This window comes from Nocardioides sp. NBC_00368, from assembly GCF_036090055.1.
In the GTDB taxonomy this organism is placed as follows: Bacteria; Actinomycetota; Actinomycetes; order Propionibacteriales; family Nocardioidaceae; genus Nocardioides.
Genome location: NZ_CP107970.1, coordinates 3,054,041 through 3,066,899 on the forward strand (window position 1 = coordinate 3,054,041; position 12,859 = coordinate 3,066,899).

Sequence of the window (12,859 nt, forward strand, 5' to 3'; positions counted from 1 at the left end):
CGACTCGGCGTGCTCGACGTGGCAGTCGCCCCCTGCTCGCGCCCACTCGTGGAGTGCGGGTTGGTCTGGCGCGGCCTGACTCGGGCGGACGCGTGGGTGTACGGCTTCGACTGGAGGTCGAGGCTGGTCGGCGGTGGCGTTGTCGGTGGCCTGGTGGAGTGGCCGCATGGACATGCTGGTTTCAGGGACGGCGGGTGAATCGGATGGTTCCATCCGGAAGTCGTTCATGGGTGTAGGCGGGGTTGTGCGCGAGACGGTGATGATGCGGACACAACAGGGCCCCGTCCTTCAGGTCGGTCTTGCCGCCTGCGGCCCAGGGGTTGAGGTGGTGGGCGTCGCACCATTCGGGTGGCATGTCACAGCCTTCGGCTTGGCAGCACTTCTGCTGGAGCCGCAGCGCCTTGCGTTGGATCGGTTGGAAGAACCTGCTCGCCCTACCCGCGTCGAGAACCTCACCGTCGCCGCCCAGCACCCAGGGGATGATGGTGGCGTTGCACGCCAACTTGCGTGCCTCGGCAGCCGAGATGGTGGTTCCGTTGGTCTCGTCGTAGCCCAGGGTCGCGATCCCGAGGTCTTTGCGGAGCTCCTCGAGGCTGATCACCACGTTGATGGTGGTCGCATCGCCACCGTGACGCGGCACGGCGGCCGGGTCGATGGTCTCCAGGAGCCGGGCGAACCCTTGTCCCATGAGTCGTTCCCATGGCGGCAGCGGGGCACCTTTGTCGAGGAGCAACTGTTTGCGGGGCTGGGCGTAGGCCTCGACGAGCCGCTTGAACCGCATCCCGACCGAGGTCGGGATGACTCCGTCGAATCCGATGGTGCCGTCGTGGTTGTCCCACACCCGCAGCGCGGTCTTCTGCTGGGCGCGTTCTTCCTCGGCCAACAGTGCTTTGGCTTCGGCGTCCTCGAACCGGGCGGGGTCGATCTCGCGCAGGATGCGTTTGCCGACGATGCGGAGTTCGTTGGCGGTCAACCTAGTGGCGTAGTCGACCAGGAGCTTCTCTGCCAGGATCAGATCCTCAGCACTGGCGACCGGATCCGCGTCGATCTTGTCCAGCGCCGTCGTGATCACCCGAGCCTTGTCCGGGGACACCACACCCTCAGCGAGCCCGGCGGCGACGCGCTCGTACTTGGCGATGCTGGTCGCGAGCTTGATCTGGGACCGGGCGACGGCTTTGTCGACCAGCAACTCGGTCCGCATCCACCCCGAGGCATCCTTGGCCCCAGTCTCCTCAGCGATGTCACCAGCAGCCGCGAGGACCCGCAGCTTCAACGCGGCCTGTTGGGCCTGGAATTTCTCGAGTCGTTCGAGCAGGTCCTTCTTCTGATCGGTCCGCCAATAGACCGGGTCGGTTGCAAGGAGGTCGTGGAGGGCGGATTCGATAGCGCTCAGAGCAGCGTCGACCGCATCGCCGGGGTTGGTTCCCCAGTGGTCGAGCTCGCGGCCGAGACTCATCGCTCCCCTCCCTCAGAGGTGTGCTGTGATAGGGCTCATTCTACCTCCTCCGGGCCGATCGATCCAGCTATTTTCCCAGGTCAAAGGCTATTTCGCGGTCAGCGAACGGCATCGTCCATGTGGATGATAAGTGGCCCGAAGGGCCACCCTTCCACCCCTCAACATCGACCCAAACAGGTAAGAATCTCGCTGCGCCACACCCGGGCCGCCGCCCCGATAGCCAGCCAAATCTTTCTCGATCTGGTCCGGAGTCCAGGACCGCGAAGCGGCCGGCGAAGCCGGCGGGCCGAAGGCCCGTCCTTGACGCCGGAGCAGATCGAGAACACCCTCAGGAAAGGGTCGGCGGCCCAGACCCGCCACGAAGAACGGTTACGCACAGCGTGGTCTCGACAAGCTCGACCACCGGGGCATCGCTGGTCCGCAACGCGTGGGTCTCGACAAGCTCGACCACCGGCGCATCGCTGGTCCGCAACACGTGGGTCTCGACAAGCTCGACCACCGGCGCATCGCTGGTCCGCAACACATGGGTCTCGACAAGCTCGACCACCGGCGCAACACGAGGTCTCGACAAGCTCGACCACCGGAGCATGGTCTCGACAAGCTCGACCACCGGAACCCCGGACCAGACCGAGAAGACCCTCGAAACCACGTAGGCGGCCCACACCAGCCCCGAAGCAACGGTTCTTTACTAACCTGAAGGATGTGCCTTCTCCCCCAGACCCGACCCGCCCACCGGTCTGGATCTCCATCGCCTCGTTCGTGAGCAGCTTCGACAGATTCGTGGTGAGCCCGATCCTGGTCCTGGTCGCAACGACGTTCGGGGTCTCGGTGGGACAGGCGGTGGCGATCGCGAGCGGCTACTACCTGGCGTACGGCCTCTGTCAGCCGTTGTGGGGAGCACTCTCGGACCGATTCGGCAGAGTCCGTCTGATGCGGGGTGCGCTCGTCGGGGCAGGGATCGCTGGACTGGGATCAGCACTGGCACCCGACCTGATCACCCTGGTCGTGATGCGCGTCGTCGCCGGGGCCTTCTTCGGGGCGATCGTGCCGACGTCGCTGACGTACGTCGGCGACACCGTCTCCGCCACCCACCGGCAGCGAGCCCTCTCGGACCTGATGGCGGCGATGGCGGTCGGGACCGCGCTGGCGGCGGCAGCGGCGGGGATCACCGGTCAGCTGGCGGGATGGCGGGTCGTGTTCGCGGTGCCGGCGGTCGTGGCCCTGGTCAGCGCCTGGGGTCTGAGGAGGCTCGCCGAGCCGCCACGAGCGACCAACGGCGGCGTGAGAGCCGCGTTCCGGGCAGCCTTCAGCAACCGCTGGGTGCTGGTGGTCGGGCTGCTCGTCTTCGTCGAGGGCGGCCTGGTCCTGGGCGTCCTCACCCTCCTCGCCCCCGCCCTGCAGGCCCAGGGCGTCGACGCCGCGCGAGCGGGGCTGGCGGCGGCTGCGTACGGCATCGCGGTCCTGCTCTCCTCGCAGGTCCTCAAAACACTCACAAGCCACCTGCCCCGCTGGGCGCTGATGGGGATCGGCGGCAGCGCCCTGACGGTCGGGTACGCCGTCGCGACCATGCGCGTCTCGGTGCCCACCATCATCGGCATCGTGATCATGCTCGGCGTCACCTGGGCCTTCCTGCACACCTCGCTGCAGACCTGGGCGACCTCGATCGTTCCCGAGGCGCGCGGCACCGTCGTGGCCTGCTTCGCCGCCTCGCTCTTCATCGGCAGCTCGATCGCCGCCGTCGTCGCCGGGCCCGCGGCCGACCACAACGAGTGGCACATGCTCTTCACCGCCTGCGCCGTGACCGCCGCCGTCCTCACCGTCGCCTGCGTGCTCGCCTACCGCGCCTACACCGCCCGCGAGGCCGCACCCCGCGCGCCAGACATCGCCACCGACGTCTAGAGAACCTCAGCGCAGGTGGGTGCGGATGAGCGCCTCGTACTGATCGGTGATCCGGCTCCAGGTGAACTCGGCCGAGTGCCGGGCACGGGCGGCCGCGGACAGCGACGCGGTGAGCTCGGGCTCGGACAGGACCCGCTCCAGCGCAGAGACGACCCCGGCCTCGTCGGAGAAGTAGAGCGCGGCGCCGTCGGCGACCCAGCGGTTGTAGCGGTTGCCGTGGGCGATCACGGCGTTGCCGCAGCCCAGCGCCTCGACCAGCGACGGGTTCGTGCCGCCGACCTGGTGCCCGTGGACGTACGCCACCGAGTGGAAGCGCAGGGCGGAGACGATGTCGGTGTCGTAGATCGCGCCGAGGAAGACGACCTCGTCGCTCGCCGCCTTCAGGACCGCGCGCTGGTAGTCGTCGGACGGGTCGTAGGAACCCAGGACCACCAGCTTCCGGCCCCACCGGCGGCTGGAGAAGGCCCGGACGACCTCGAGGATGCTGTTCTCCGGCACGGGGCGAGCGATGAGCGTCAGGTAGGAGCCGGGCTCCAGCCCGTGGTCGAGCACCGGCCACTCGGGCGCGTCCACGACACGAGGCGCGCCGTAGGCGATCGTGGTGATCTTCTCGGCCGGCACTCGGGTCGCCAGGTGACGGGCGATCTCGGGGTGGTCGGCGATGAGATGGTCACCGAGCCAGCAGGCAGCCCGCTCCTGCGTCCACAGGAACGCCTTCTCGGGGCCGGACCAGCGGGCCCGCTTCCACTCGATGCCGTCCATGTTGATGATGTTGGGGATGCGGCGGGAGCGCAGCACCGAGTTGAGCGCGCCGGTGTTGTAGCCGAACGTCACGCATACGCTGCCGTCCTGAGCGGCCTCCCGGGCGGCGTGCCGCACCGCGCCGACGTCGAACTCGATCGTCCCGCGCGGACCGTCGTGACGGGCCGGCACGTGGACGCGCTCGATGCCCTTCCACGAGTCGATGCGCAGGTCCGCGTGCGGCTCGTCGTCCTGGCAGTAGACGACCACCCGCCAGCCGCGGTCGACCAGGTCGAGTCCGATGTTCTCCACCGCGGTCTCGAAACCGCCATGGGCAGCGGGCACGCCACGGGTCCCGAGCATCCGTACAGTGGGGGTCACGTGGGGTTGACTCCTAGTTTGCTAGGAGCCGATGGCTCCTATTTCAGCACAAGGAGCCATCCAAGGGGATCCGCGAAGCCCGCGGTCCCGAAGTCCGGGTCATATACCCGAAATCGGTTACGTCACCGCAGGTCCGCGGGTGAGCACGAACTGTCGCAGTGCGTCCGGGTCGTCCAGATCGACGTACTCGAACCCCTCGACGGCCTTCGGTGACTCCCCGATCGCGCACATGGAGTCGTAGACCTGCACGTACGCCGCCGACTGCGGCCCCCAGTCGAGGACCTTCGCCGCCCGTTCCCGTGCCCGCAACGCCAGCTCGACGCGCAGCTCGGGGTCGTCCAGCAGCGACTCGACCGCATCGGTGAACGCCGCGACGTCGCCGGACGGGACGAAGAGCGCGGCGTCCTCGGCGGAGACCCGCGTCTCGACCAGATCGAAGGAGACCGACGGCAGGGCGTACGCCATGTACTCCATCGTCTTGTTCATCGTCGAGACGTCGTTGAGCGGCGTCTTCAGGTCGGGGCACAGGCCGACGGCCGCGGCGCTGAGGTGCTGGGCGATCAGCGCGGAGCCGGCCCGCCCGGTGAAGGTGACCACGTCGTCGAGGCCCAGCTCGGTGCAGCGGCGCTTGAGGTCCTCGAGGCAGTCGCCGAAGCCCATCAGCACGGCGTCGACGTCGGTGCGGCCGCGCCGGTGGACGAGCTCCTCCATGACCTCCAGCACCGTGTCGACACCGTCCTGGGGCCCCATGATCCCGAGGTAGACGAGAGTGTGACGGTCTGCGTGGGGCGGCGGGTCATGGGGCCGCACCGGACGCATCACCGAGGTGTCCGGTCCGCTGCGGACCACGGTCACGTCGTCGGGGTCCATCCCGCCGCGAGTGATCGCGACCTTCCGGTAGGACTCGTTGGTCGAGATGACCTGGTCGGCGGCGGCGTACGTCTGCTTCTCGAGCCAGCGCAGCGCGGCCAGCTGGGCGCGAGCGGGCAGGGAGGTCGGAGTGCCGAACCGGGAGAGGAAGAGCTCGGGGTTGAGATCGTGCTGGTCGAAGACGAACCGGACGCCGCGGCGCTTCCAGATGCGGGCCAGGAGCCAGTAGGTGTCGGGCGGGTTGCACGCCTGCATGATCGTGAACGGACGGTCGCGCCAGACCTTGTTGGCCAGCAGCGCCGTGCGGATCCAGCAGTAGACGAACTCGAGCAGGTAACCGAGCACGCCGCGGGCCTGCGGCGCGGGCTTGTACTTGTAGATGCGTACGCCGCCCAGCTGCTGGCGCCCTGGGTCGCCGGGGCCCTTCGGACAGATCACGCTGACCTCGTAGCCGCGCGCGACCAGCGCCTGGCACTCCAGCCAGACCCGTCGGTCCAGCGGCACGGGAAGGTTCTGGACGATGATCAGCACGTGCGTCTTTGCCACGATCTCTTTGACCATAGGAGCAGCGTTGAGGGGGCGGGGACCGGCTTGTCGGGCATGTACGGCATATCCCCCAATCCGGGGATCGTGAGTCGCGAGGCCCGTACCCCGACGGCTCGCGGCTCCTAGCCTCGCGTTCTGTGAACCCGCTGGCCGAGCGCATCCTCTCCGTACGCACCCGACCTCTGTCGGAGGCCGTGATCGCGGATCGGCGGACGTCGGTCGGCCCGGACGGGCTGGTCGACGCGGCCGAGGAGCTGCGGCTCGCCCTCGTCGCGGCCGCGGGCGTCCCACGTCCGCTGGTCGCGGTCGCGCTGCCGCTGTCCACCGATGCGGTCGTCGCGCTCGTGGCCGCGATCCTCGGTGACCTCTCGGTCTGCTTCGTGGACCCGTCGGCGCCCGAGGAGCACCGCCGCTCGCTCGTCCAGGCGCTCCACCCCGACGTCGTCCTCGACCGGTCGGGGATCCGGGCGGTCGCCTCGTCGTCGTCGGCGGCGGAACCACGAGCGGCCGGGTACGTCGCGATGTCCTCCGGCTCCACCGGCGGCGGCCCCAAGGGCGTGGTGTCGGCCTGGGCCGGGATCGATGCCTTCGTCCCGCACGGAGCGGCCGCGCTCGACCTCGACGCCTCCTCGGCGTGGGCCGAGGTCTCGCACCTCTCCTACGACCTGGCGATGACCAACCTGCTGGTCGCCCTGGCCGCCGGCGCCTCCCTGCACCTGTCCGGCTCGCTGGGTGACCGGCTCCGGCCGCTCGGCTTCTGCGCCCGGGTGGAGGCGACGCACCTGCGGCTGGCTCCCCGGTTCATCGACCTCGCGGCCGCCGAACGGGTCGACGCCGCCCCGCGAACCCTGCGGGTGTGGGGCTCCGGCGGCGACCGGCTCTCCGCCACCGACGCCCAGCGGGTCTTCGACCTCGGGGTCGCGACGGTCGTCAACACGTACGGCACCAGCGAGACGATCGGGTTCGCCAGTGCCGCCCGCTTCGATGCCGGCGACGAGCTGCCGACGGTCCACGGGGCGCTCGGTATCGGGCGCGGCGCGGTCGGGGCGTGGCGTACGTCGTTGTCGGCCGACGAGGACGGAGCGCCCGCCGAGGGGCTGCTCGCCATCGAGTCGCCCCATCTGCCCGGCGGCTACCTCTTCGGCGCCCCGAACGGGGAGTACCCGCGCTGGGACAGCCCGGAGAAGGTGCTCACCGGCGACCTCGGCGCCCGCCGCGGCGAGGACCTCTTCTGCCTGGGCCGCGCGGGGCGCCGGGTCAAGCGCAGCGCCAGCTTCGTCGACCTGGACGCCCTCGACGCCGAGGTGAAGCAGGCCTTCGGCCTGGCCACCTTCACCGCCGCCACCCCCACCGGCGACCTGGTCAGTCTCGTGGAGGGCCCGGCCACCCAGATCGACGACCTCCGTCGTGGTCTCCCGACGGTCCTGCGCCCGGACTCGGTGCCGGACCTACTCGTCCCTGTCGCCCAGATCCCCCGCCTCGGCAACGGCAAGATCGACCAGGCGGCGTCTCAGATGCTGGTCGAGCAGGCGTACTTGACAGGCACTACACGGACTTGACTGGCGTTTCAGTGCCCGTCAGGTCCAGGGATACCCGGTCGACCGGGTATCCCTGGGACAGACATCACCCCAGCTGCCCGCGCACGTACTCGGCCAGCGACCCGACCGACTCGAACACCTCGGCGTTGATGTCGTCCTCGTCCATCTCGAAGCCGAAGCGGTCCTCGAGGACGGTGATCAGCTCGACCAGGGCGAGCGAGTCGAGCTCGGGCAGGGAGCCGAACAGCAGCGTGTCCGCGGTGAGCGTGCCGGCGCTGTGGTCGGGGCCGATCACCTCGGTGATCGCCTCGCCGACCCGGTCGAGCGTCGCTTCGGTGGTGTCGATGGTCATGGGGACTCCTTCGGGTTCAACGGGTTCAGGGGTTCAGACGAGCACTTCGAGCGGCGCCGGGTGGCTCAGGAACGCGGTCGGGCTGGCGGTGAGGCCGTACGCCCCGGCCTGGTGGACCACGACGAGGTCACCCACCTCGGCCCGCGGCAGGCTCACCTTGTCGCCGATCAGGTCCAGGGGCGTGCACAGGCAGCCGACGACCTGAACGGTCTCCTCCCCGCCCTCGCTGGCCGCCGCGACGGAGATCGGGTAGTTGCGGCGGATGACCTGCCCGAAGTTGCCGGAGGCGGCGAGCTGGTGGTGCATGCCACCGTCGACGACGAGGAAGGTCTTGCCGCGGGAGATCTTGCGGTCGACGACCCGGGTCACATAGACCCCCGCCTCGCCGACCAGATAGCGGCCGAGCTCGATCACGACCTGCGCGGACGGCAGGGCAGGACGTACCCGGGTGGCGAGCAGCTCCTCGAGCCGCGAGCCGACGAGGCCGAGGTCGAGAGGACGGTCCTGGGTGTAGTAGGGGATCCCGAAGCCGCCGCCGATGTTGAGGTAGGTCATCCCCGCAGGAAGGTCGTCGGCCAGCCGCAGCACGAGGTCGACCGTGCGCTCCTGCGCCTCCGCGAGAATCGACGCGTGCAGGTTCTGGGAGCCGGAGAAGACGTGGAAGCCGGCCACCTCGACGTCGCGGTCGTGCAGCGTCTTGAGCAGCAGCGGCACGGTCTCGGCATCGACGCCGAACTGCTGCGCGCCGCCGCCCATCCGCATCCCGGAGCCCTTGACCTCGAAGTCCGGGTTGACCCGCACCGCGACCCGCGGCCGAAGACCGAGCCGTTCGGCGGCCTCGACCAGGCGGTCTGCCTCGAGCGGCGACTCGATCTCGACGAGCACCCCGGCCGCGACCGCCTGCGTCAGCTCGGCGACCGACTTCCCCGGTCCTGCGAAGCTCACGGAGCCGGGAGCGATCCCGGTGTCGAGCGCCACCCGCATCTCGGCCCCCGAGGCGACATCGAGGGCGTCGAGTCTCCGGGCCAGGTGCTGGACCACCGCCGGCATCGGGTTCGCCTTGACCGCATAGCTCAGGTGCACGTCCGCAGGAAGCGCGGACCGCAACGAGGCGACCCGGGCGTCGATCGCGGCCCGGTCGTAGGCGAAGAACGGTGTCGACCCGACCCGCTCCGCCAGCAGCCGCACCGGCACGCCCCCCACCGTCGGTCCTGCGACGTACGTCATCTCACCACTCCAGACATGTCAGCTCGCTGTACAGGTAGTCGACCCGGGACGGATCGAGGGCGTCGCTGCGCAGCATCTTCGGACGCGACCGCGACAGCCGGTGCGACCCGGCGGGCGCACCGCCGGCGACCCGGTGCTCGATCAGGGTCGCCGCGGCGCCGTGCTGCCTCAGCAGGTGCGTGGCCAGCCGCGGCGCATGCCGCCGGAGCAGCTCCGGGTTGCTCGCGTAGAGGACCGAGGCGAAGGCGCGTACGCCCTTGCGGGTGTCCTTGCGGGCCACCACGTAGCAGTGCTCGGAGCCGGTGCTCAGCACCACGTGCCGGGCCGCCGCCGCGGCGCGGTGGTCGGCGTAGAGGTCCCGCTCCTCGCCCTGCAGGACGGAGTCCAGTACGTCGGGACGACTGCTCACCCGCACCCCGCGCGCCGGCAGCGTGACCGCGGGGACCAGCGACGTGGTCGTGTCCAGGTCGGTGAACTTGAGCTTCCGGTTGAGCGCGACCACATTGCCCGAGGGCGAGAAGTCGGTGAACTCGTAGCCGGGCTGCTTGAGCAGCGTGGTCAGCAGCCGCAGCCCCTGGTGGCGGTGGCTGTCGAGCACGCACCAGGCGCCCAGGTTGCAGATCTGGAGCTTCTCGGCACCGACCGCCCGCTCGGAGTAGTAGGCGAGATAGGCCCCGACCACCCGCTCCCCCTCGGCGAGGAAGAACCCGTGGTTGGGCTGGGGTACGTCCCACGGCACCCGCAGCGCCTGGGTCCACTCCAGCTCCCGCACCCGCGGGTTCAGCTCCTGGTGCAGGAAGATGGAGACGGCCGGAAGGTCCTCGGCCGTGATCGGGGCGAGCACGGCCTTCATGCGCTCGCCACCCACTCCGGGCCACGCGGGGCGCTCATCCGCCGGGGGCTGACCAGGGTGCGTACGGCACGTCGCGAGGTCTGCTTCCCCAGCAGCGCGCGGCTGCACTCGCGGGCCAGCACCATCAGCCAGTACGCCGCCCCCTGGACCCGTCCCCGACGGACCGTGAAGAGCCGCACCCGGTTGGCGACCAGCAGCGCCCACAGCCCGGGAGAGGTGGTGGACTCACCACCGAGGTGCACGGCGCGAGCGGAGGGGACGTACCGCACCCGGAAGCCGCGGTCACGGGCGCGCAGGTGGAACTCGGTCTCCTCGGAGTAGAGGAAGTAGGACTCGTCCCACGGCCCGCACGCCCGCCAGCACTCGGCACTGATCAGCTGGGTGGAGCCCTCGGCCCAGTCGGTGTCCTGAGCGCGCTCGTACTCGGCCGGCGACGCCACGATCTCGCCCGCCCACCGGACCCTCCCGGCGCGGTTGGCGCCCACGACGGCGTCGGCGAAGGCCCTGACCAGGTTCGGCGCACCGCGCATCGACTCGATCAGCCGGCCCTCGGCGTCGACCAGGTGGGGAACGGCGACACCGACCCCGGGCTGCCCACCCGCAGGCAGGGCGAGCTCGCCCGCGAGCGCCACGCCACAGCCGGGCTCGAGACGTACGTCCGGGTTGAGCACCAGCACCGCGTCGAGGCCGGGGTCCCCGGCGAAGGCGGCCGCGACGCCGGCGTTGATCCCGGCGGCGTAGCCGCCGTTGCGCCCGGTCTCGACGACGGTCGCCTCGGGCGCGAGTCGACGCGCCTCGGCCACCGTGTCGTCGGCCGAGGCGTTGTCGGCGATCACCAGCCGCCACCCGAGGCCGTCGAGCCCACCCGGTAGAGAGGCGAGGAGATCGGCCAGCAGGTGAGCGCTGTTGTAGGTCACCACCACGACGGCGATGGTGCGGATCCGGTGCGACACGTCATGAGTCTCGACGGCGTCGGCCCCCCACCGAGCGGCCTCCCGAGCGCAGATCCCCCGTATGAGGTAGGCCTTCGCGCCGGGCGACCGGACACGGCCTCCGGCTCCTTAGCGTGGAGAACATGCCCGCCCACGTGACCAACATCTGCTTCCACGGCATCGGCGAGCCCCAGCGCAAGCTGGAGCCGGGCGAGGACCGCTACTGGATCAGCCAGGACGCCTACGAGGACATCCTGGACGCCGTGGCCGGCCGCCCCGAGGTGCGGATCAGCTTCGACGACGGCAACCACTCCGACGTCGCCCTCGGGCTGCCGGGCCTGCTGAACCGGGGCCTGACCGCGACCTTCTTCGTCCTGGCCGGGCGGCTGGGCCTGCCGGGGAGCGTGGACCGCCTCGACATCCGCCTCCTGCGGGTGGCGGGCATGCGGATCGGCACTCACGGCATGAACCACGTCAGCTGGCGCGGCCTCGACGGCGCAGGCGTACGCCGCGAGCTGATCGAGGCCCGCGAGCAGATCACCATGGCGGCCGGTGAGGTGGTGGAGGAGGCGGCGCTCCCGCTCGGCCGCTACGACCGCACCACGCTGCGTCATCTGCGCCGCCTCGGCTACCAGCACGTCTACACCAGCGACCGCGCCCACGCGGTGGCCGGCGCCTGGCTGCAGCCGAGGTTCAGCATCACCGCGAGCGACGACGGCGCCAGCGTACGCAGCCAGATCCTGAACGGGCAGGGCATCGCCCGGCGGATGGAACGCCAGGCGGCGGGTCTCGTCAAGAGGCTGCGCTGAGACGAGGAGCCGGCCCGTTGCGAAGTAACCAGTTTGAAGGATGCCCCCGGCCTCGCGGTCGGGCAGGGTCGAGCAGACATTGCCGAAGATACATAGTCATCGAGACGCGAACGGGTGCGAACACATGCCAACCAAGCCAGGCCGGCGCCGGCGGATCGCGGTCGTAGCGGGCCTGGCCCTGCTGCTGGCCGCCACGACCTGGTTCCTGTGGCCCAACGCCGCCCAGGTGCGCAACGTCGGCTCCGACTCGCTGCCGACGGTCCCACCACCGGCGAGCGCGACGCCGACCCCCACGCCCTCGGCCGATCCCAGCCCGACGGCCTCCTCCACCCCGCCGACGCCGACCCCCACGCCGTCGACCGCCCCGGAGCGTACGAAGTCCACGACCGCGGCCGCACCGCCGGCCAAGGGGTTCCCGACCCGCGAGTCGGCGGGGCTGCCGGACGGCTGGCGGCCGGAGCGCACGGTGACCGGTGACTTCTGGGTCCGGCACCGCGGTGCGGTCGTGGAGGACCTGCGGATCACCAACGGGGTCATCTACGTCACCGCACCCGGTGTCACGCTGCGCCGTATCGAGGCGATCGCCTCGGTCGTGGTCAACGACTACAACGGCCAGTGCAACGCCGGCCTGCGGATCGAGGACTCCGACTTCGTCCGGAGCAGCGCGCCCACGACCGAGGAGGCCTGGCCGGCGGTCTCGGCCGGCGGCTACACGGTGAGCAACGTCGTCATCGACGGCGTCCCCGAGGGGCTCCGCGCTTCCAACAAGGAGCGCTGCGGCGGCGTCAAAATCCATGACTCCTACGTCCGGGTCACCTCCCCGGACGTGTGCAGCGACTGGCACGGCGACGGCCTGCAGGGCTACGGCGGCGGCAAGGTCACGGTGCGGCGTACGGTGATGATCCTCGACGTCAAGAACAACTGCCACGGCACCGCCCCGTTCTTCAACCCCACGGGTCAGGGCAACGACTCGGTCGACATCGACGGCCTGGTCGTGGCCGGCGGGGGCTACCCGTTCCGCAACGGCATGCCCGGTCCGGTCCGCAACCTCTACGTCGTCGACCAGAGCTGGGTCTACAACCCGCTCGACGTGGACTGCTCGGTGGTCACCGAGTGGAGCGCAGCGGTCGTCACGATGGACTCGTCCGGCCAGCCCGTACCGATCCGCGACCTACCCTGCGAGTGACCTCCGAGCCCCCGAAACCGGCCATTTATACCGAGTTTTGGGGGTGCCTGTCAGGGAAGGATCAAACGT

General features: G+C 70.2%; 12 protein-coding genes. 5 read left to right on the forward strand and 7 right to left on the reverse strand.

The window, feature by feature from the left end; all coding sequences use genetic code 11:
• Positions 1-181: 181 nt before the first annotated feature.
• A complete protein-coding gene (locus OG984_RS14610) occupies positions 182-1,456 on the reverse strand; it encodes an HNH endonuclease signature motif containing protein (RefSeq protein ID WP_328532275.1) in 1,275 nt (424 codons plus the stop codon).
• 380 nt (positions 1,457-1,836) lie between these two features.
• Here OG984_RS14610 and OG984_RS14615 point away from each other — a divergent pair, with 380 nt between their 5' ends.
• Both OG984_RS14615 and OG984_RS14620 read left to right on the forward strand, forming a co-directional pair.
• Entirely contained in the window at positions 1,837-2,109 is a 273-nt protein-coding gene (locus tag OG984_RS14615) for a hypothetical protein (protein ID WP_328532276.1), read from the forward strand.
• A 49-nt stretch (positions 2,110-2,158) separates the two neighbouring features.
• Positions 2,159-3,355, forward strand: coding sequence for an MFS transporter (locus OG984_RS14620; RefSeq protein WP_328532277.1), 1,197 nt, complete (start codon positions 2,159-2,161; stop codon positions 3,353-3,355).
• Positions 3,356-3,361: 6 nt separating this feature from the next.
• Here the strand turns inward: OG984_RS14620 and OG984_RS14625 are convergent, their stop codons facing one another.
• Positions 3,362-4,477 (reverse strand): DUF1972 domain-containing protein, encoded by a 1,116-nt coding sequence (locus OG984_RS14625; RefSeq protein WP_328532278.1) that lies wholly within the window; start codon positions 4,475-4,477, stop codon positions 3,362-3,364.
• 117 nt (positions 4,478-4,594) lie between these two features.
• Complete coding sequence (locus OG984_RS14630) at positions 4,595-5,893, reverse strand: glycosyltransferase family 4 protein (RefSeq protein WP_328532279.1); 1,299 nt, start codon at positions 5,891-5,893, stop codon at positions 4,595-4,597.
• A 137-nt stretch (positions 5,894-6,030) separates the two neighbouring features.
• Between OG984_RS14630 and OG984_RS14635 the strand changes: the two genes are divergently transcribed.
• Positions 6,031-7,452, forward strand: a complete 1,422-nt coding sequence (locus tag OG984_RS14635) for an AMP-binding protein (RefSeq protein ID WP_328532280.1) — start codon at positions 6,031-6,033, stop codon at positions 7,450-7,452.
• Between the two features lie 64 nt (positions 7,453-7,516).
• On the opposite strand, the gene OG984_RS14640 is transcribed toward OG984_RS14635, so the two are convergent.
• From OG984_RS14640 to OG984_RS14655, 4 genes are read right to left on the reverse strand one after another with little or no spacing between them, the layout of a single operon-like run.
• On the reverse strand, positions 7,517-7,783 hold the full coding sequence (locus tag OG984_RS14640; RefSeq protein WP_328532281.1) for an acyl carrier protein: 267 nt from the start codon (positions 7,781-7,783) through the stop codon (positions 7,517-7,519).
• Positions 7,784-7,816: 33 nt separating this feature from the next.
• Positions 7,817-9,010 (reverse strand): pyridoxal-dependent decarboxylase, exosortase A system-associated, encoded by a 1,194-nt coding sequence (locus OG984_RS14645; RefSeq protein ID WP_328532282.1) that lies wholly within the window; start codon positions 9,008-9,010, stop codon positions 7,817-7,819.
• Between the two features lies 1 nt (position 9,011).
• Positions 9,012-9,863, reverse strand: a complete 852-nt coding sequence (locus tag OG984_RS14650; RefSeq protein ID WP_328532283.1) for a hypothetical protein — start codon at positions 9,861-9,863, stop codon at positions 9,012-9,014.
• Positions 9,860-10,816 (reverse strand): glycosyltransferase family 2 protein, encoded by a 957-nt coding sequence (locus OG984_RS14655; protein WP_328532284.1) that lies wholly within the window; start codon positions 10,814-10,816, stop codon positions 9,860-9,862. Before OG984_RS14655 ends, OG984_RS14650 begins: the two co-directional genes overlap by 4 nt.
• 122 nt (positions 10,817-10,938) lie before the next feature.
• Between OG984_RS14655 and OG984_RS14660 the strand changes: the two genes are divergently transcribed.
• Both OG984_RS14660 and OG984_RS14665 read left to right on the forward strand, forming a co-directional pair.
• Positions 10,939-11,604, forward strand: coding sequence for a polysaccharide deacetylase family protein (locus OG984_RS14660; RefSeq protein WP_328532285.1), 666 nt, complete (start codon positions 10,939-10,941; stop codon positions 11,602-11,604).
• 124 nt (positions 11,605-11,728) lie between these two features.
• On the forward strand, positions 11,729-12,790 hold the full coding sequence (locus OG984_RS14665) for a hypothetical protein (RefSeq protein ID WP_328532286.1): 1,062 nt from the start codon (positions 11,729-11,731) through the stop codon (positions 12,788-12,790).
• Positions 12,791-12,859: the final 69 nt, after the last annotated feature.

Coding starts and splice junctions, on each gene's coding strand:
- OG984_RS14610 (WP_328532275.1), bottom strand. CDS start 1,456: ATGAGTCTCGGCCGCGAGCTCGACCACTGGGGAACCAACCCCGGCGAT.
- OG984_RS14665 (WP_328532286.1), top strand. CDS start 11,729: ATGCCAACCAAGCCAGGCCGGCGCCGGCGGATCGCGGTCGTAGCGGGC.
- OG984_RS14645 (WP_328532282.1), bottom strand. CDS start 9,010: ATGACGTACGTCGCAGGACCGACGGTGGGGGGCGTGCCGGTGCGGCTG.
- OG984_RS14640 (WP_328532281.1), bottom strand. CDS start 7,783: ATGACCATCGACACCACCGAAGCGACGCTCGACCGGGTCGGCGAGGCG.
- OG984_RS14650 (WP_328532283.1), bottom strand. CDS start 9,863: ATGAAGGCCGTGCTCGCCCCGATCACGGCCGAGGACCTTCCGGCCGTC.
- OG984_RS14660 (WP_328532285.1), top strand. CDS start 10,939: ATGCCCGCCCACGTGACCAACATCTGCTTCCACGGCATCGGCGAGCCC.